Source organism: Pseudofrankia sp. EUN1h (genome assembly GCF_001854645.1).
In the GTDB taxonomy this organism is placed as follows: Bacteria; Actinomycetota; Actinomycetes; order Frankiales; family Frankiaceae; genus Pseudofrankia; species Pseudofrankia saprophytica.
Map to the genome: position 1 here is coordinate 66,112 of NZ_MBLN01000054.1, position 18,688 is coordinate 84,799.

General features: G+C 75.4%; 11 protein-coding genes and 1 pseudogene. 4 read left to right on the forward strand and 8 right to left on the reverse strand.

What is annotated here, in order from left to right:
* Positions 1–585: 585 nt before the first annotated feature.
* The 3 genes from BCD49_RS43605 to BCD49_RS18340 form a co-directional block, all read right to left on the reverse strand.
* Complete coding sequence (locus BCD49_RS43605; protein ID WP_071041721.1) at positions 586–5,751, reverse strand: hypothetical protein; 5,166 nt, start codon at positions 5,749–5,751, stop codon at positions 586–588.
* Between the two features lie 101 nt (positions 5,752–5,852).
* The gene (locus BCD49_RS18335) at positions 5,853–6,833 is read right to left on the reverse strand and encodes a hypothetical protein (protein WP_007510395.1); all 981 of its coding nucleotides are present in this window, start codon (positions 6,831–6,833) and stop codon (positions 5,853–5,855) included.
* On the reverse strand, positions 6,830–8,674 hold the full coding sequence (locus BCD49_RS18340; protein WP_007510397.1) for a hypothetical protein: 1,845 nt from the start codon (positions 8,672–8,674) through the stop codon (positions 6,830–6,832). The genes BCD49_RS18335 and BCD49_RS18340 overlap by 4 nt, the downstream gene beginning before the upstream one ends.
* A 214-nt stretch (positions 8,675–8,888) precedes the next feature.
* Here BCD49_RS18340 and BCD49_RS18345 point away from each other — a divergent pair, with 214 nt between their 5' ends.
* Positions 8,889–9,470 carry a TerD family protein gene (locus BCD49_RS18345; RefSeq protein ID WP_007510399.1) on the forward strand — a complete coding sequence of 194 codons (582 nt, stop codon included), beginning with the start codon at positions 8,889–8,891 and terminating at the stop codon, positions 9,468–9,470.
* Between the two features lie 38 nt (positions 9,471–9,508).
* Here the strand turns inward: BCD49_RS18345 and BCD49_RS18350 are convergent, their stop codons facing one another.
* Together BCD49_RS18350 and BCD49_RS18355 are read right to left on the reverse strand one after the other, a co-directional pair.
* The gene (locus BCD49_RS18350) at positions 9,509–9,868 is read right to left on the reverse strand and encodes a type II toxin-antitoxin system RelE family toxin (protein WP_071041722.1); all 360 of its coding nucleotides are present in this window, start codon (positions 9,866–9,868) and stop codon (positions 9,509–9,511) included.
* Between the two features lie 83 nt (positions 9,869–9,951).
* On the reverse strand, positions 9,952–10,692 hold the full coding sequence (locus BCD49_RS18355; RefSeq protein WP_007510403.1) for an HAD family hydrolase: 741 nt from the start codon (positions 10,690–10,692) through the stop codon (positions 9,952–9,954).
* 56 nt (positions 10,693–10,748) lie between these two features.
* Here BCD49_RS18355 and BCD49_RS18360 point away from each other — a divergent pair, with 56 nt between their 5' ends.
* On the forward strand, positions 10,749–11,159 hold the full coding sequence (locus BCD49_RS18360) for a CoA-binding protein (RefSeq protein ID WP_035931178.1): 411 nt from the start codon (positions 10,749–10,751) through the stop codon (positions 11,157–11,159).
* Between the two features lie 28 nt (positions 11,160–11,187).
* Here the strand turns inward: BCD49_RS18360 and BCD49_RS18365 are convergent, their stop codons facing one another.
* Positions 11,188–12,858, reverse strand: coding sequence for a hypothetical protein (locus BCD49_RS18365; RefSeq protein ID WP_007510408.1), 1,671 nt, complete (start codon positions 12,856–12,858; stop codon positions 11,188–11,190).
* On the reverse strand, positions 12,855–14,294 hold the full coding sequence (locus BCD49_RS18370; protein ID WP_051467454.1) for a glycosyltransferase family 2 protein: 1,440 nt from the start codon (positions 14,292–14,294) through the stop codon (positions 12,855–12,857). The genes BCD49_RS18365 and BCD49_RS18370 overlap by 4 nt, the downstream gene beginning before the upstream one ends.
* Before the next feature lie 704 nt (positions 14,295–14,998).
* Between BCD49_RS18370 and BCD49_RS45875 the strand changes: the two are divergent.
* Both BCD49_RS45875 and BCD49_RS18380 read left to right on the forward strand, forming a co-directional pair.
* Positions 14,999–15,244, forward strand: a pseudogene (locus BCD49_RS45875) (DUF5999 family protein); the annotation flags it as partial.
* A gap of 268 nt (positions 15,245–15,512) precedes the next feature.
* On the forward strand, positions 15,513–17,195 hold the full coding sequence (locus BCD49_RS18380; protein ID WP_007510413.1) for a bifunctional phosphatase PAP2/diacylglycerol kinase family protein: 1,683 nt from the start codon (positions 15,513–15,515) through the stop codon (positions 17,193–17,195).
* Positions 17,196–17,273: 78 nt separating this feature from the next.
* On the opposite strand, the gene BCD49_RS18385 is transcribed toward BCD49_RS18380, so the two are convergent.
* Positions 17,274–18,119, reverse strand: coding sequence for a hypothetical protein (locus BCD49_RS18385; protein WP_007510415.1), 846 nt, complete (start codon positions 18,117–18,119; stop codon positions 17,274–17,276).
* Positions 18,120–18,688: the final 569 nt, after the last annotated feature.

Sequence of the window (18,688 nt, forward strand, 5' to 3'; positions counted from 1 at the left end):
TTCTGATTCCGCTCGCCAACCAGAGAGTCGAAGCGAACTACCCGCTCAGTCGCGAGCTAAACGCGACTCATGCGGTAATCCTGAACTTGCGCCAAGCCCAAACGAGTCCATCCGGCTGACGCCACGGAAGGTGGCACGCCAAGAAGTTGTAAACGCAACTCAACTGCCGCCGCGGACGGCAGGGAATCGGATCGACTACGCCGAGGTCAAGGGGCGAGAAACGGAAGACGCCGATGTCGCCGCCCAGCGCCGATCAAAACGGCTACGCGCGACAGCCGTCGCGAGGCGACGACGAGCCGAGGGGCCCCGAAAGGTCGGGAGTGCCGACCACGCCGGGACTCCGGGGTAGACCCCGGAGCAACATTGCKGGTTGTGAGACGCCAACCCAATGGGGACAACGAGTGGGACAAGTTTAGGTACCGCCCGGCTCGGGGGGTACCGGGCGGCACTTTTTCGATAGTGGCAGCTACTGGAGGGTTGCACAAGACACCAACTCAACAAATCCATGTCGGCGGCTGGATGCGGGCGTTGATCGGCCCGTATCCAGACCAGACCAGGCCAGCCGTGGAAGTCCACTCGACGTGGTCAGGCGGGGCGCCGGTACACGCGGGTCGCGGTGAGGACGCCAGTCGCGGCATCCATGCCGCCGCCGGTGGCGGCGGGCAGGCCGCGCCGCAGATGTTCCTCGACCCGCAGGTATTTCAGGCCGGCGCGCAGGTCCGCGTCGTTCCGTAGCCTGATCACCAGGGGGAAGGCGGCCAGGGCCGCCGTGTCGAACAGGCCGGTGGTGTAGACGAGCTGGACACCGAGCCGGTCGGCTACGGCAAGCTGCAGGTCGAGCAGGTAACCGGCGGAGGCGCGGCCGATCGGATTGTCGAGGAACAGCACGCCGGCGTGCGGGGCGCGCAGCTGGCCCCGGTCGTTGGCGCGCAGCGCCGCCATCGTGCAGTACAGGATGATCGCCGCGGTGAGCTGCTGGCCGCCGGAGAACACGTCGCCGAGCTCGGACACCCGGACCCGCTCGGTGCGCAGCACCGCGTCCGGCTTGAGTACCTCGACCCGCACCCCGCGCGGCAGGGCGGCGCGCACCGCGCGCAGGAGCAGTGCCATCCCGTCCAGCCGCGGTGCGGCGGCGGCCGCGGCGTCGATGACGTCGCCGAGTGCGTCTGCGAGCCCCGCCGCCTCCGGATCCGTGAACGAGATCCGCAGAAACTCCTGGCCGGACCAGTCGCCGAGCTGGTCGGGCAGCCGGGACAGCCGCTGCGCGGCGCGCAGCGTGCCGAGCGCGGCGCGGACCATCCCCTCCAGCCGGGCCACGATCGCCGCCCGGTTGCGGCCGATGTGCGCGAGGTCGTCGTCGAGGCTGCGCAGCCGGGGCGCCAGCGCGTCAGCCCAGGCGGCCGCGTTCGCCGCGACCGCCTCCCGCCCGGCGCGGACCATCTGGCGGCGGGCGGGCGCCCTGACGTCCTCGAACCGGTCCTGCCCGGCCCAGGCGGCGACGGCGTCCGCCGCGGCGCGCACGGCGGCGGCGGCCGTGGCCAGCCGCCCGGCGTCGGCCCGCCAGCTGTCACGGGCCGCCCGACCCGCGGCGCGGGCCTCCTCGGGACCGCCCTCGAACGCGGCGGCCCCGGCCGGCTCGCCAGCGGCGCCACCTCCGGCCGCCGCCGCGGCCGCCGTCGCGGTCGCCGTGGCCGCCGCGCCGGCGGCAGCGTCCGGGGCGTTCGCGGCGTCGACGAGAGCGTCCGCGAGCGTCTCGGCGACGGCGCGGAACGCGGCGAGCGTGCCGTCGTGCTGGCCGGCGAGCACCCCGAGGCGCTCACGCCCCGCCTTGGCGCGCCCGAGCTCGGCCTCGGCGGCGCGGACGGCGGCGAACGCCTGTCCCAGCAGTTCCTCGGCGTGCCGGGCGTCGATGGGCACCTGGTCGCCGGTCAGCGGGCCGGCGCGGCGACGCCGTGCCTCCTCGGCGGTGGCGCGGACCTCCTCGCGCAGGCCGCCGACCCGTTCCCGCACCTCGTCGAGCTCGGCGGCGAGCGCCTCGGCCCGCCGTCCGGCCGTGGCGGCGGCCGCCGCCCGCGAGGCGGCGTCGGCGCCTTCGGGCCCGTCGAGCAGCTCACGCGCGGCTCGCCGGATCTCGGGCGCGAGCGCGTCCAGAGCCGCCCGAGCGGTGGCCTCCTCCCGGCGGGCCAGCTCGAGCGCGGCCGTCAGGTCCGCGCCGACCGCGACCCGCTGGTAGGTCCGCGTGGCGGCCTCGTAGCGGGCCCGCAGCACCGCCACCGCGACCGGGGCTGGTGCCTCACCCGCGCGGTCGGTGCCCGGGTCCTCGCCGTCGCCGTCGCCGGCTCCCGGGCCGCTCCCGGTCCCGTCGACCCTGTCGATCTCCGCACCCACGCCCATGACCTCGGCGGCCTCAGCGCGGGCCGCGTCCGCAGTGCGACGGGCGCTGTCTGCCTCGCGGCGCGCTTCGGCGCCCGCGCGGCGGGCGGCGGCGGCATCCGCGCGGTGCGCCTCGGCCGCGGCGGCGAGCCGGGCGGCGGCCGCGGCTAGCTCGTCCGCTCGCGCGAGGTCCTCGGCCGGGCTGCCGGTCGCGCGGGCCAGTCGGTCGAGCTCGCTGGCCTTGGCCGCCGCGCGCTGCTCGGCCGCGCGCAGCGGCTCGACGGCCGCGATCGCCTCGTCCGCCGCGGCCATGGCCCGCTCGGTCGCCGCCGCCGTCATGGCGAGCGTGCCCTCGGCCTCGGCCGCAGCCCGCCGGGCGGTGGCGAGCTCGGCGGCCAGCGCTTCGACCCGCCCCGGCGGGTAGGCGCGCCGCCAGCCGGTGACCGCGGCCAGCAACGCCCGGTCGGCCTCGATCCTCGTGGAGAGCTCGGCGGTGAGCCGGGCCCGGTCGTCCTGGCGCCGCTGGATCACCGACCGCTCGGTGGCGGCCGCGTCCACGTCGTACAGCGCCGGATTCGGCGGCACGACGAACACGGACGTGCCGGCCGTCGGCTCATCGTCGGCGAGGTCAGCGCGCGCCGTCGCCCCTGCGGGGCCGGCTCCGATGGCACGACCGGCACCGGCGGCGGTCCCGGCACTGTCGGCGGGGTCTGCATCGTCGTGGGGAGAGGCGAACACGGCCGGCGTGGCGACGGCGACGGCCGCGTTGGGAAGAAGGCGGGCGGCGAGGAGGACTTCGCGGGCGCGGGCGAGCGTGGCGCCCGCGCCGCCCGGGTCCTGGGTGGTGACGACGACCCCGTCGACGATGTCGGGATGCCGGCGCCATCGGGCCTCGCGGTCGGTAGCGGGCACCACGCGCGCCAGGTAGGCCCAGCCGGGCTCGGCGGAGATCCCCGCGCCGGCCAGTGCCGCGCACACGGCGACCACTTCCGGCCGGGCGGGGCGCAGGTCGTCGTCGCCGAGCGCGGCGAGCACCCGCCGGTCGGCGTCGGACTCGACCGTCAGCTCCAGCCTGCGCCGCTCACCCGCCGCCACCGCGGCCCGCAGCGCGGCGAGGGCCTGCTCGGCCAGCCCGTTCAGCCCCGCCGCCTCATCGGTCACACCGGTCGTACCGGCCGCGCCGGTCCGGCTGGTCACTGCGAGCTGGTCGGCGTCCTCCGGGGTGGCGACGACCGCTGAGGCTCCGGCCGCATCCGGGGCCACGGCGGCGGGGGCCGGCGCCGCGAGGCCGAGCAGGGCGGCGATCCGACCGTCGGCGGTGACGGCCGCGGCGGCGTCGTCGGCCGCGGCGACCTGGTCGGCGAGCGACGCGGCCCTCGCCTGGGCCGCGTCGCTCGCTCGCTCGGCCCGTCGGCTCGCCTCGGCCGCCGCGGTGCGCTCCCGGTCCAGCCGGCCGACCTCTGCGAGCGCGTCCCGAACCGCGGCCGCCGCCGCGCGGGCCGCCGCCGCGGCCGCCGCCGCCGCTTCGGGCAACGATGCGTGGCCGATGCCGGTGTCCCCGGACACGCCCACCGACCACGGTCCGTCCGGGAGCGGCGAAGTGTGGTCGGCTGTCGTGCCCGGGGGATCGCCCATCGACCACACTTCGCCGCCACCGGTGCCGCCGGGGAGCAGGCCGTCGGCGACCGCGGTGGCCAGCGCCGCCTCGGCCGCCTCGACGCGGCCACGGGCCGCGCGCTCGCCGGCGCGGGCGGTCGCGGCCTCGTCGAGGGCGCGGCGTTCGGCCTCGGCCGCCGCCTCCGCGTCCTGGTCTCGCTCGGTCGCCCGCCGTTCGGCCTCGTCGGCGGCGGCGCGAGCACGGGCCGCCGCCGTGAGCAGGCCGTTGACCAGCGCCCGGGCGGCGGCGTCCTGCTCGGCCAGCGCCGGCGCGGCGGCGTCGCGGGCCCCGGTGACCAGTTCGGTCAGCCGGGCCGCCTCGGCGCCCGCCGCCGCGAGCCGCAGTGTGTCCGCGCTTGCCCTCCAGCCCTCGACCACTGTCGCCGTCGCCCTCGCCGCGGCGACCAGCTCGTCGCGGGCCGCCTGCGCGTCGGCGAGCCGCAGCTCGGCGAGCCGGCGGCGCAGCGCGGCGACCCGGTCGCCGGCGTGTGCCTTGCCCGCCTCGGCGGCGGCCTCCGTGTCGCCGGCGACCGCGAGCTGGTCCTCGAGTCCGGCGCGGTCGGCCTCCCCGGCCCGCAGCCGCCCGCCTACCGCGCTGGCGAGCCAGGCGATCTCGGCGCGGGCGACGTCCAGCCCCGCCGCAGCCGCCTCCCGGTCGCGCAGGGCGTCCACGAGGACGGAAAGCCGGTCCAGGGCGCCCGCGACGAAGTCGCGCTCGGCGCCGAGCGCCGCCCGCTCCGTGAGCTTGGCCGCGTAGCCGTCGACGACCTCGGCCACGCCGGCCGGGTCCTCGGGCGGGGTCACCGCGCGCAGCAGGAAGTCGACGAACCCCTCGTCGGTGGTGAACGCGAACGCCTCCGCCGCCTCGCCCTCGCCGGCGTTCATCGCGCGCTGGTAGCGGAACAGCTCCGGGTCGAGGCCGAGGGCGTCCAGGTGCTCCAGCCAGGCGCCCTGGTGGGTCTCCCAGGTCAGATCGAGGGCCGGGTCGGCGGCGTGCGCGCGGGTCATCGCCTCGCGGAACCCGCCGAGCGTCACCAGTCGGCCGTCACGGCGCAGCGGAAGCGTCTCGAGCTCCACGGCGCCGGAAGGACGGAAGGAGTACCAGGCGTCCGCGAGCCGGCCACCGTCGGCCGGGCCGCGCCCGCGCCACTCGCTCACCTTGCCGGTGACGACGCGCTCGCCGGTCACCGCGTGCTGCCACTCGCAGATGACCTGCCCGCAGTCGCGGGGCAGCACGAAGTTGTCCAGAACCCGTCCGTTGGACGTGCCGACGACGTGGCGGCGCCCCGGCAGCACGACCGAGAAGATCAGCTTCATCAGCACGCTCTTGCCGCCGCCGTTCTCCAGGAACAGCACGGTGGCCGGCGACGGCCGCCGCGGCGCCGGCGGCTCCCCGCCCAGCAGCCACCCGGCCGGCACCGCGTCCGCCGCCAGGCCGCTGCCCGTCGCGCCTGTCGGTGCTCTCCCCGACGCTCCCGCCGCTGTCGCGGGCCCCGCCGTCGCCGCCCCGCCGCCCGTGCTCGCACCCGTGCCTCCGGCGTCACCGGGGCCGCTGGCCGCCGCCGGTGGGGGCGCCGGCTGGGCGGGGCCGACATCGAACATCGGGTCCTGGCGTGGCCCGGTCACCGGGCCGCCAACGTTGGAGAAGTCGAGCAGTACGTCGCCGAAGCGCGCACCCCGCGGCCCGATCGAGTGCAGCCGCACCCTTGCCAGCTCATACATCGGCGCCGCCTCCGTTCCTGGCGACCGCCGTCGCGGGCCGGCGGCCGCGGGCGGACCGGTCGTCGAGGCACGGTCCCGGGAAGGCACGGACGGCGGGCCGCTCAGGCATCGTCACGCTCCTCGGCCTGGGCTCCCGTGGTCCCCGCCGGATCGGCGAAGGACGCGGGCGCGCCCGCGTCCAGGAGGTCGGGGGCGGACGGGACGACTCGCAGGCCGCCGCCGGGGCCGGCGACGGTGACGACGCCGAGCGTGAGCAGCTCCTCCATCGCCGCGTCGGCGGCCAGCTCGCGGACCTGTACCTGGTAGCGCGCGGTGGTGCGAAACGTGCCGCCGCCCTCCTCGCCGACCTGGACCAGGCAACCTGACTCGACGAGGAATCCCATCGCCCTGGCGATGATCCCGGTCGTCGACCCGGCGAGCCGGCGCGAGTCCCTGGTCGTTCCCGCCGCCGGCCGGCGGGCGTAGAGCCGCCAGGCCGCCTCCAGCCGTGGCTCGTCCTGCGACCGCTGATCGCCGGGGCCGGGATCGAGGCTTGGGTCCGAGCCGGCGGAGCCGCCTGCACCGCCGGCACGGGCCTCGAGCAGCCGCGCGGCCTCGCGGACGAACGCGTCCACCCCGTCGACGCTGACCCGCCCGACGTACGAGTCGTCGGTGAGGTCGGCCGGGCGGGGAAACGCGAGCGCGGCGGTCGCGAGCTGCGCCAGCGCGTGCAGCATCCGGTCGGCGGCGCGGTGCTCGCCGCCGGCGCGCCTGGCGTAGTCGCTGATCCGCACGGTGAAGGCCGACTCGGCGCCACCGCCGGCGACCAGCCCTGCGCGGTCCGAGACGTCGAGCACGATGATGCCCAGCCCGTCCGCGACCGCGTGCGTCAGTTCCGCGAAGCCGGCCTCGTGCAGGTAGCGGCGGACCAGGTCGCGGTAGCGCGTGTCCCGCGCCGGCACCAGCCGGGGCCGCAGCCCGAACGCCACCAGCTCCGCCGCGTCCCGCACCACCGCCCCGACCGGCGGAGGGCCGCCTCGCCAGGTCCCCGCCGCCGCGTCGGTGTCGACCTCGGCCACGTCGCCGCCGGTGGACGGGTTCACGGCGCGCCCACCAGGTCGACCACGGAGGACTCGCCGGCCGCGCGACCGCCTTCGCCGGACCCGGCCCCGATGCTCGGGGTCCCCGCCGCTGTCTCCGTCGCGGTCCGGGTCGCCGTTTCGGTGGTGTCGCCGTCGCCGTCGCCGTCGCCGTCGGCGGGGTCGGGGCGGTCGGTGACGGTGACCCGGCCGACGAGCAGGTCCGCGCCGGCGAACTCGGGGTCGTTCAGCGGGGTGCCGTCGTCGACGGCGAGCAGCAGCAGGTCGCCGGCCGCCGGCCCGGTGCTCGCGGCGGGTCGCGGCGGGCTGGCCGTGCCGGCGCCACCGCCGCGGTGGTGGGCGGCGGCCAGCCTTGGGCTCACGGCGTGCAGCGTGAGCAGGGTGAGCAGCTGGGCCGCCTCGGCGGCGGTGGCCTCGCCGCCCGCCCGAGCCCTGGCCTCGGTGAGCAGGCCGGAGAGCCGTCGCGGCGCGTCCGGGTCGATCTCGTCGAGCAGCTCGAGCGCCAGCGTCCACGCGTCGTCGGCGAACCGGGGAGGCTCCTCCCAGGCGACCAGCTCGGCCTCCGGGACCAGCGCGCCCAGAGTGTCGCGCTCGACCGGCGGGCGCAGCAACGCGTCGACGAGGTCGGCCAGGCGCGGCGCGCGCGGCGGGCGGATCCCGGCGGCGCCCGGGAAGAACGCCCCGGCCACGCGGCCCGCCTCGCCGACCGGGCGGGCGAGCGCCGGGGCGAGCAGCTGGGTGTACAGGTCGACGCCGGTCCCGCCGCGGGCCGCCGGCGCGGCGAACTGCTGGCGGTCCTGCTCCGCGCGGAACACCGCGAACGCCTCCTGGAGGCGGGCCTGCAGCTGGGTGTGCCGGCGCACGCAGTCCGCGACGATCGTGACCAGGTCGGCCGCGGCCCGTTTGTGGGCCGGGTCCTCGGCCGAGTCGCGGTAGCGGCGGATGTGGGTGAGGATCGCGTTCTCGTGCCGGTAGCGGGCCTCGACGTGGCCGAGCGCCTCGTCGACCAGCGCCGGCACCGTGTGCAGCCAGTCGACGGACAGCACGTCGCGCCGGGTGCCCTCCAGGTTCCGGCGCAGCTGCTCGGCGTACTGCACGGTGCGGTAGCGGGCGGCCTCGGCGGCGGTGCGCGCGTCGGACAGCCGGCCGCGGCGGATCAGGTTGTCCAGCGTCACCTCGGCGGCGACCTGGGCGGAGGTGACGTCGGTGTCCAGCGCCCCGACGAGAACGGTGACGGCCTCGTCGGTGGCACGCAGGTAGATCTCGCCGGCCGGGTCGGCGAGCTCGACGAGCAGCTTGAAGTCGAACCGGCGCCGCTCGTAGCGGCCGTCCGGGTGGTAGGTGCCGTAGACCGTGTCGAAGCCGCGGTCGACGCTGCCCACGTTGATCAGGTTGTCGAGCACCCAGCGGGCGACGCGTTCGTGCTCGGCCGCCGGTCGCCTAGGCGCCTGCGCGGCGGCGAGCGGAGTGAGGCGGCGCAGCACCCGGTCATGGCTCGCGCCCCGGTCGAAGTCCATCGCGACCGTCACCAGGTCGATCGCGTGCAGCGCGAGCTCCGCCATCGCGTAGACGGCGAAGTCGGCGCCGTCGAGCAGGCGCTTGCGCGCGTCCAGGTCGTGCAGCGGCGCCGTCAGCGCCAGCGCCTTCAACCGGCGCGCCATCCCGTCGTCCGCCGCACCCGGCCCGGCCCCCCGGGCGAACGCCGGACCGCCCGGACCGCCCGGACCGCCCGGACCGTCAGAACGGCCCGAACCGTCGGCCGCCTGGTCCGCGCCGACGGCGAGGGCCGCACCGTCGGGGTAGGGCGGCGCGTCCGGGGGCTCGGTCGGGATCGGCGGGCACATCGGACGCAAGATTACCGGCGGCGCCACCGAGCCCGGTGGTCCGCGCGCGCCGCCGCCGTCTGGCCGGATCTTTCGGCCCTGAGCTGGTGCCAGAACCGGTGCCAAACCGGGAGGTCAAGCGGTTGGGGCGTCGGCTTGGTGACTGCCGCTGCGAGGCTCCGGCGCGGCAGATCCCATGGTCCGGTTTGTATGGGCAGTACTAGGCTTTGTGGCCATGGCCTCCGTGTCCCTGTCCAAGGGTGGAAACGTCTCCCTCAGCAAGGCCGCGCCGAACCTGACCACGGTCACTGTGGGTCTCGGCTGGCAGGTGCGGCAGACGTCCGGGGCGGCGTATGACCTCGACGCATCCGCGATCGTGCTGGACGACCGGGGCCGGGTGCTGTCCGACAGCTACTTCGTGTTCTTCAACAACCTGACGAGCCCGGACGGCAGCGTTCAGCACCTGGGCGACAACCTGGTCGGCGGCGGTGGCGGCGACGACGAGCAGATCATGGTCGACCTCCGCGCGCTCAATCCGCAGGCGGCGAAGGTCGTGTTCGCGGTCTCGATCTACGACGCGGACGTGCGGCGGCAGACGTTCGGGCAGGTCCGCGACGCCTTCATCCGCGTGGCCGACGCGAACACGGCCATCGAGATCGCCCGCTACGACCTCACCGAGGACGCGTCGACGGAGACCGCGATGCTGTTCGGCGAGCTCTACCGGTACGGCGGCGAGTGGAAGTTCCGCGCCGTCGGCCAGGGCTACGCCACCGGCCTGCGCGGCATCGCCGTCGACTTCGGCGTCAACGTCACCTGACGGCCTCCGCCGCGCGCCGGAGGTAGGCGCCGTCGTCCCTAGCGGAAGCGGTCGACGAAGGGAACACGCGTCTCTGGCTTGGCGAGGCGGCGGACGACGCGGGGGCGGTGGCCGACGACCATGACCCGGATGGTGTGGGTGTTCGCGTCGACGCGGTACAGCACCCGCCAGGAGTGCTCGGAGGCCTCCAGCATCGTCGCCGACGGTGTCGCGCCCTCCCGGCCGGCGGACCGCGCGTCCTGAGTGTCCTGGCCGCCGAGGGGCTTGCCCGCCTTGTAGGGCTCCTTCAGGAGCGGGCCGTTCAGGAAGCGCTTCACGTCGGCCGCGATGAGCTCCGGCAGCCGCTCGAGGTCCCGCTCGGYGGACGGCGCCAGTACCAGCCGGTATTTCTCGCTCATCGGTCGCCTACCCGGGGAACCGCGCGGGGACGGGCAACACCAACGGGTGACTTCGGCACCAGCCGATCATAGGTGGAATCGGGTCACCGAATCGGGCGTTGGCCTCGGTAGGCGGTGTGGACCGTCTCCAGCGTGAGGTCGCCGATGTGGCTGAGCCGGGCGGAGGCCAGGGCGACCGCCTCCGGAGACGGCGGGAAGTGCGGGTTCGGTGCGACGATCACCGGCATTCCGGCCGCGGCGGCGGAACGCACCCCGTTCGTCGAGTCCTCGACCGCGACGCACCGCGCCGCCGGGATGCCGAGCCGCCGCGCCGCCTCCAGGTAGACGTCCGGCGCCGGCTTGCCCCGGCCGACCTCCTCCGACGACACGAACGTCCGGAACTCGTCCGCGAGACCGGCCGAGCGCAGCACCAGCCCGATGACGTCGCGCGGCGACGAGGAGGCTACCGCGAGCGGCAGCCCGGCCGCCGCCAGCGCCCGGACCGCCCGCACCGCGCCGTCGATCAGCGGCGGCGCGTCGCCGTAGCGCTCACCCAGCCGGCGCAGCACCTCGTCGGTCGCCTCGTCCGCCGTCATCCCGATGCCGAGGCTCACCAGGTAGGCGGCCCACTCCGGCGTCGACATGCCCATCATGACCCGGGTGCTGTCCGGCGCCCACCGGCCGCCGCGCTCGGCGACGAGCTCCCGCCGGACCGCGTCCCACACCTGCTCGGAGTCGATCAGCACCCCGTCCAGATCGAAGATCACCGCCCGTGGGCCGCCGCCGTCGACCGTCCCGGGTGTTCCCGTGGCGCCGTCCGCCGCCGCGTGCCGCTCCGCCGTCATGCCCCCATCGTCGCGGGTCGGGGATGACCAGGGCGCGGGTGGTGGTTGCGACAGGCGTGCGATACGGAGATGCCGAGACGGTCCGGGCGCTGCTGGTCGAGACGGAGACCTGGGCGGTGGTGGGACTGTCGGACAACAGAGCACGGACGGCCTACCGGATCGCCCACTACCTGCGTGAGCACGGCAAGCGGGTGATTCCCGTACACCCGTCGAGGGTGGCCTTCGAGGGCGAGCAGGGTTATGCCCGGGTGACCGACATCCCGGTCAAGGTCGACGTGGTGGATGTGTTCGTCCGCTCGGGGCTCGCCGGCCCGGTGGTCGACGACGCGATCGCCGCGGGCGCTGGCGCGGTGTGGCTGCAGCTCGGCGTGCGCGACGAGGCGGCGGCCGCGCGAGCCGAGGCGGCCGGTCTACGGGTCGTGATGGACACCTGTCCGAAGATCGAGGCCCACCTCGCCGGCTGGTGAGGCGAGTTTCGGCTGGCGGCGGGCGGAGTCAGCCGGCGCGGGCGAGGCGGAACTGGCGCACCGCCAGCGCGGCGGCGGGCGGGAAGAGGACCAGGACCGGGAGCATGTACCGGTAGTCGAAGCAGACCGTCGCGGAGGGGACGACCAGGACCGCGAGGCCGAGCGCGGTGAGCAGCGCGCAGTCGGCGCCAATCCGGCGGCGCTCGCCCACGGTGGGATCGACCGCGTGGCCGGCGCCCGTCCCGGCGGCGCCCGTGCCGGCGGCGCCTGTCGCGGCAGCGCCCGCCTGGTCGGCGGAGCCGGTGGTCTCGCTGGGCGTCGCGTCGTCGCCGGGCGGATCGAGGACGTCATCAGCCCGGCCACGTCGGCGGTTGCCGGGAAGGCGCGGCCGGGGCAGGCCGAAGGCGGTCGCGATGAGCGCGAGGACGACGAGGACGGCCAGCAACGGCCCGGGGGTGTAGGCGAAGCGCTGGTAGCCGCGCAGCAGGCCGGCGGCCCAGTCGTGGACGATCCTGGGCGGGTGTCGCTCGTCGAAGTCGAGCAGCGGTTCGCTGACGTGGAAGTAGCGCGGGGTGTCGGCGGCAGGGAAGCGCCAGGAGCCGTCCGGCCAGTCGCGGTAGCCGGTGTAGCGGCCGGGGGCGAAGTAGTGGCCGACCTCGGCGGCCACCATCCGGGCGTAGTCGACCGGCTGGCGGCGGATCACCTCGTGGGCGAAGCCGCCGAGCACCTGGTTCTTGTGCTCGTCGGTTCCGGTGAGCTGGAACCGTGGGCTGGTGTCCGACCAGACGTAGTAGTTCGGGCCCGGCCGGTCGGCCGGTGGGTGGGGGGAGCAGAGGACGAGCTGCTCGGCGCTCAGCCGTAGCCTGTCGCAGTCGGCGATCGGGGCGACCCGGCCGTACAGCCAGGCGTCGTCGCCGCCGGACAGCGCGTAGGTCCCCTCGTACGAGTGGTACCAGGTCGCGTAGCCGGCCAGCGGCGCCGCGAGTACCACCGCGAACGCGGCCGCCCGCAGCCAGCCGAGCCGCCGGACGACGACGTAGGCGAACGCGAGCACCCCGAGCACGACGCCCAGGGTGCGCACCAGGCCGGCGCCGGCGAGCAGCCCGCCGGCCAGGGCGCACGCGGCGATCGACGGCCGAGGCGACCACAGCAGGGCCACCAGCGCGCCGACCAGCAATGCCAGGAACAGCGTCTCCGCCATCACGAAGTGCTCGATGTCGAGCTGGTAGGCGTCGAGCAGCACCGGCGCGGTCGCGAGCGCGGCCACCAGCGGCCCGATCCCGCGGCGCAGCATCAGCGCGTAGACGGCGAGGCCGATTCCCAGCCCGGCGACGTGCTGGACCGCGGGGATGACGGCGAGCCTGTGGGTCTGGGCGAGCACGCTCAGCAGGACCGGATAGCCGGCGGGGCGCATCGGGTCCGGCTGGTGGAGCCGGGAGAGGGTCAGGTAGGCGTACGAGTCGCCGGAGAACTCGAAGGCCGGCCGGTAGGCGTACATCGCCAGCAACCGCAGCCCGCTGCCGGCCAGGAGGAACACGGCGAACAGCCAGTGCCGCCGGGCCGCCACCGCCAGCCGCCGAAGCGGGTCACGGCCGCGGGGGAGCGCCTCGCCGGCCAGGTGCCCGGCCGCGTGCGTCCCCGCCGTCCGTTCGTCGGCACCGACACCCTCGGGCCCGGTCGCCACGGAGGCGGCCGTCATCGCGTGGCCGCGCCGGTCGCCGTCGCCGTCGCGGCCAGGCGCAGGTAGAGCGTGCCGAGCATGCCCTGCAGGCCTAGAACCGCCGCCGTCAGCGCGAGCCCCACCGCCGGCAGCGCGGCTGGCGCGCCCAGGCGCGGCGACCAGCCCGGCCACGGCGCCGTCACCCGGGCCACCCCGGTGGGGTCCTGGCCGCTCGTCGTCGCCGCGATCAGGAAGCCCAGCACGACCGCCGCCACCAGGCCGGCGGTGAACAGGGTGCTCCCCAGGAACCCGCCCCGGCCGGGGGTGAGCGGCCAGCGGACCAGCCGGGGCGGCCGCTGGCCCGGCATCCGCCAGCCGACCCGGCCGTGGTGCGCGTCCGCGAACGCGCCGAGCAGCACGAGCTGCCCACCCACCAGCGCGGCGACCAGGCAGAGCAGCGTCCCGTAGTAGCCATATGGCTCCCACGCGCCGTGGACRCCGGGGCCGCCGGCCACGCGCGCCGGGTCGGTCGCCGCGGCGACCAGCAACGACGCCTGCCCGAGCAGGCCCAGCCCCAGCAGCAGCAGACCGGGCAGGACGAACAGGTGGCGCGGGGCGAGCAGCAGCATGAATCGCAGGTGCCGCCAGCCGTCGCGGACGGAGTCGAGCTTGGAGGCGCCCACCCGAGGGTGGTAGGTGATCGGCACTTCCGCGCAGCGCAGCTCGGCGCGGGCCGCGGCCACCACGATCTCGGAGGCGAGCTCCATCCCCTCGCTGCGCAGCGCCATCCGGGCGTAGGCGTCCAGGGTGAAGGCCCGCATGCCGGAATGCGCGTCGGAGGCCCGGACCCCGAACAGCCGGTTGAGGATCGCGGTCAGCACCGGGTTGCCGATGTAGCGGTGCAGCCAGGGCATGGCGCCAGGCAGGATCTGCCCACCCAGCCGGGAGCCGAGCACGTAGTCCGCCTCGCCGCGCAGCAGCGGGGTCACCAGGGCGTCGATGGCGGTGAAGTCGTAGGAGCTGTCCGCGTCGCCCATGACGATGATCCGGCCGCGGGCGGCCGCGAAGCCCGTGAGGTAGGCGTTGCCGTAGCCGCGGCGCCGCTCGGCCACGACCCGGGCGCCGGCCGCGGCGGCGCGCGCGGCGGAGGAGTCGGTCGAGTCGTTGTCGACGACGACCACCTCTCCCGCCAGGCCAAGCCGCGAAAGTCCTGCTCGCGCCGCGCGTACGCAGTCGCCGACCGATGCCTCCTCGTTCAGGCAGGGCATCACGACCGACACCTCGACCTGGGGCGACTCGCCGGGCGCGGCGCGGCTGTGCCAGTCGGGCGCGTTCCACGCGGAGCGGCCGTTGCTCGCCGCGTGACCGCTCACCGGGTCGGGATGCCTTGTGGCCGCGGGCCGGTCGGCGACGGCCGTGACGTCCTGGCCGGTGACGGCTGGCCGGCGGACGGCATCCACGGATTCGTCCTCCACCGTCCCTCTCCCTGTCGAGGACGAAGCTCCCCAGACCGACGATCGCGGCGGCGCGCCGCATGTCGAGGGCATCCGCCCGTGGCGCGCCCCACCTCGGCCGGCGTCTCATTCTCGCCGGGCACCCGAAGGTCTCGCAGGGCGGCAGGTCAGTAACCTACCGTTTGCGCGCGCCGCGTCCGGGACCGGCGTCCCGCCCATCGCGGGTCCACGCGTCGGCCGCCGGACCCTTCGCGGCCCGCCAGCTCGTCGTCGGAAGATCCAGAAGGGCTGCCAGTGGGCTCGTGCTGGGTGTCCGGTTGGCGACGCCGCGCGTCTGGTATGGAGGCTTTGCGGGGGAAGGTGGGGAAGGTCGCCGGTTCGTGGCGATGTGGTCCCCGCGTTGGCTACTCTCGGTGGCAATTTTGCGGGGTGTCGAGCCTGTTCGGATACCCTCCGCGATCGAGGCGGGTCCTGGTTTGGGCAGATTTGCAACCTGCTATGAAAACACGCCGGGACGGTAGCCAGCAGGTCGTTGTGACGGCTGTAACCGGTAGGCGTAACGTCTGGTGCCCGTGCAGGTGAGTTTTTTTAAGCGGGCGGCGTGGGCAGGTGCCGACGGGTCTGACGACACCGCCGACCCAGCCTCTGCCCATGGCTCCGCCCCCATGCCGAGCGACGGCGCCGCGAGCGGCGCCCATAGTGACACCGTTCACGCGAGCCGCTGTTGTCAGCATCAGCCGGTCTGTCCGACCGCGGATGCCGCCGACCGGGACGCGGCCCGGGTGGTGCGTACTCATCCCGACCAGGGCTGGAGCCTGCTCTGTAACGGGGTGATCATGTTCGAGGACACCGGCGAGATCCTTCCCACCGGGCGCACGGTGGAACCCCGCCGCGGCCCGGCGAGGTACGGCCCGCCACGCGTTCCCCGTCCGGTGGCCGCGCGCCGCGCCGGCATCCCCGCCGGAGTCTGATCCGCGGTGACCCGCTCCGCCGCGCCGCCATGACGGCCTTGGCGCGGCGTCGTGAGCGAGCTGGCGGGCGGATGCCCCGGCGCGGTGACGCCCCATTCACGATCTCCGTCGAACCCACATCTGAGTAGAACGTGCCCTGGGCTAGATGGCCGCGGACCTACCCGGTTAGCCTGCGGACGTGGCGGAGAGTCGATGGGCGCGGCGACCGGTCGGTCGTGCGGGTGACGCCGCGCGCGCCGCGGTGACGGAGGCCGCCCCCAGGATCACGGTGTCCGCCTCCCAGAAGAGACGTGCCGTGCGCGGCGTGGCGTCGCGGGTCGGCGCCGCCGACCGGGCGCTGTTCGGGGCCCTCGCCGGTACTCGCCCGATCGCCGACCCCCTGCTCCCGCGGTTGTCGCACGCGGCCAACCACGGCCTGCTGTGGTGGGGTGTCGCCGGCGCCCTCGGATTGACCCGAGGCCGGCGGCGCAGGGCGGCCGGGCGCGGCCTGCTCGCGCTCGGGCTCGCGAGCGCCGTCACCAACGGCCCCGCAAAGATGGTCTTCCGGCGGGGTCGGCCCGTCAACCACGCTGTCCCGCTCGTCCGCCGGCCGCGCCGCGAGCACCTGTCGTTCTCGTTCCCGTCCGGGCACTCCGCGTCCGCGGCCGCCTTCGCGACCGCCGTGGCGCTGGACGCGCCGGGCGCCGCCGCCCCCGTGGGCGCGCTCGCGGGTCTCGTCGCGTTCTCCCGGGTCTACATCGGGGTGCACTACCCGAGCGACGTCGTCGTCGGCGCCGCGCTCGGCGCGGCCTGCGCGGTCGCGACGACGAAGGTGATGCCCCGGCGGTCCTGGACGCCCGCCAGGGCCCGGCCGGCGTCGGCCTCGGTGCCGGCCCTGCCGGACGGCGACGGCCTGACGGTGGTCGTCAACGCCAGGTCCGGCTCGGGCGCCTGGTTCGGCCAGGGTCCGGACGTCGCTGGGCAGTTAAGGGCTGAGCTACCGCTCGCCAAGGTCGTCGAGGTGGGGCCGCATGACGACCTCGAGGAGGCGCTCGAGGAGGCGGCCGGCTCCAGCCGGGTGCTCGGCGTCGCCGGCGGTGACGGCACGGTCAGCGCGGCCGCCGCCAAGGCGCTCGCGCACGGTCTGCCGCTCGCCCTGTTCCCGGTCGGCACCCTGAACCACTTCGCCGCGGACCTGGGCCTCTCGACCGGCATCGCCGAGACGGCCCGCGCGGTCCGCGAGGGCGCCGCCGTCGCTGTCGACGTCGGGCGTCTCGAGGGGATCGACCCCGACGGCGAGCGGTTCGACGGGGTGTTCCTCAACACCGCCAGCCTGGGTGGCTACGCCCACATGGTCGCGATCAGGGAACGGCTCGAGAAGCGGTTCGGGAAGTGGCCCTCGATGGTCGTGGCGCTGGCCTGGGTGCTGCGCAACGACCCGCCGATCGAGGTGGACATGACCGCCTTCGACGCCTCGGGCCCGCCGCGCCCGCGGGCCACCCGCCGCGGCGCGAGGTACGGCCCCACGGGCGTGGGCTGGCCGGTCGGCGCCTCGGCGCCGAGCGGCCTGCAGCGGCGCCGGTTGTGGCTGCTCTTCGCCGGAAACGGGAACTACCGCCCGTCCGGCTTCGCCCCGACGTACCGGTCCCGGCTCGATGAGGCCCTGCTGGACCTGCGCCTCGTCGACGGCGTCAGCCCGTTCGCCAGGTCGCGGCTCGTCGTCGCCGTGCTCACCGGCCAGCTGCGGCGCAGCCGGGTCTACGAGAAGCGGACGGTCACGCGCATCCAGGTCTCCGCCGTCGGAGCCGCCGCGTCGGCGGGCAGGCGGGGCCGGGCGGCGCGCCGGGGCACGGATTCGGCCGAGCCGGTCAGGACGCTCCCGTTCGCCCGCGACGGCGAGGTCACGGATGGTGTGCGAAGCATCACCATCACGCCCAACGGTGCCCGTCTGATCGTCTACCGCCCGAACTGAGCTGCCTGGCGACGGGTCGGCGGCCCCCAGAACGCCGTCCGCGCTCGCGACGGCCGGTTAGTGGACCCCGAGTGCCGGTCAGTGGACCGAGTGGTCCTGCAGCGGGATGAGGGCGGTGAGCGGGGTCGTCAGGCGGGCGCACAGCACCGGGTCGAGGAGGTCCTCGACCAGCAGCGCACAGGCCAGGTCCGCGCAGAGCTCCATGACGCGGGCCTCCGACGACGGGTCCTGGGTCAGCAGCGCGCCGCCGCCGCGGCAGTCCTGACAAGGACGCCAGAAGCCCTCGGCCGCGCTGCGGCGGACCAACGTCCACACCCGGCGCCTGCCGGTGAGCACGGCGGTGCCGAAGGCGGCGTCCATCGCCTCCTGGTGGTCGGACTCGTCGCGGGTCAGCGCGGTCACCAGCAGGCCCTCGAAGACCTCCGAGCTGCGCGGGTCGTGGCAGCGCACGGCGAGCCTCGGCAGCGCGGCCAGCACGCGTTTGACGTCCGCGGCGGATGGGCCGAGATCGGGTTCGTGCGAGCGGACCCGGGGGTACACCGTGCGCCATGGACGCATCAGGCCGGCGTACTCCGAGCGCGACAGGATCGGCCGGGCGTAGGCGGCGGCGAGCGCGTCGCGCATCGACCGCAGCGCGGTCGCGGTGACGGACGGCTCGATCGTGACGTACTCGGCGCCGGACAGGTCGTCGGCGTAGATGGCCGACAGGGCGTCGAACGCGGCCAGTACCTCGACGACCAGAGGCGACTCGGGCGAGAGAGCCCGGTCCCTGGCGACGGCGAGTGCCGGCGAGTTGCGCCACTCGGCGGCGAGCTGGGCCAGCTCGCCGTCGGAGGTGTGGACCAGCTGGGCGAGGATGCCCAGGATGCCACGCAGGTTCGGGTGTTCCTCGAGCCGTTCGATACGGCGGGCGCGAAGGATCATGTGGCCGCTCCGGTGGCCGGATGGGCGGCGCCTGGCGCGGCCCCGCCCGCTACCCTGCGGCCCAGGTCACAGTGGTGCTCCTGGCCAACCCAGAGTGCGGTTTCCCTGTTGATCTTTGCGTCGGCAAAAATCAACGGGGGGGCATTCGTCACGCCAGCCTTCACGTGTCCTCCTCGCCATTGGCGCTTCCACGTCGAGCACTTTCGCCGCGGATGCGTACAGCCCGCCGACGGGCGCGTGGGCACGCACCGACGGCGCGGCGCGGACGCGGCCGTGCCTGCCGGTTGGTGGCCGGCCGGGCCGCGCCGCTGACGCCCTGCCGCCGCCAGTGAGCGCCGGACGTCCTTCCCCAGGCGGCACTGGGCTGTCTCTCTCCCAGTGCAACCAGGGGCTGGACCGCCAGTGAACACTGAGCGTCAGCCTCGTCAGCGTAGTRCCGCGTCGGTGCCATCGCACCCAAACAGGCGGACTGTCCCGTCTCGGGATCATCCAGGCCTATCGGAGCGGATGAACTAGGGCGTCCCACTGCCCGACGGATACTCATAGTAGCCAATGCCGACGCGGCTCGG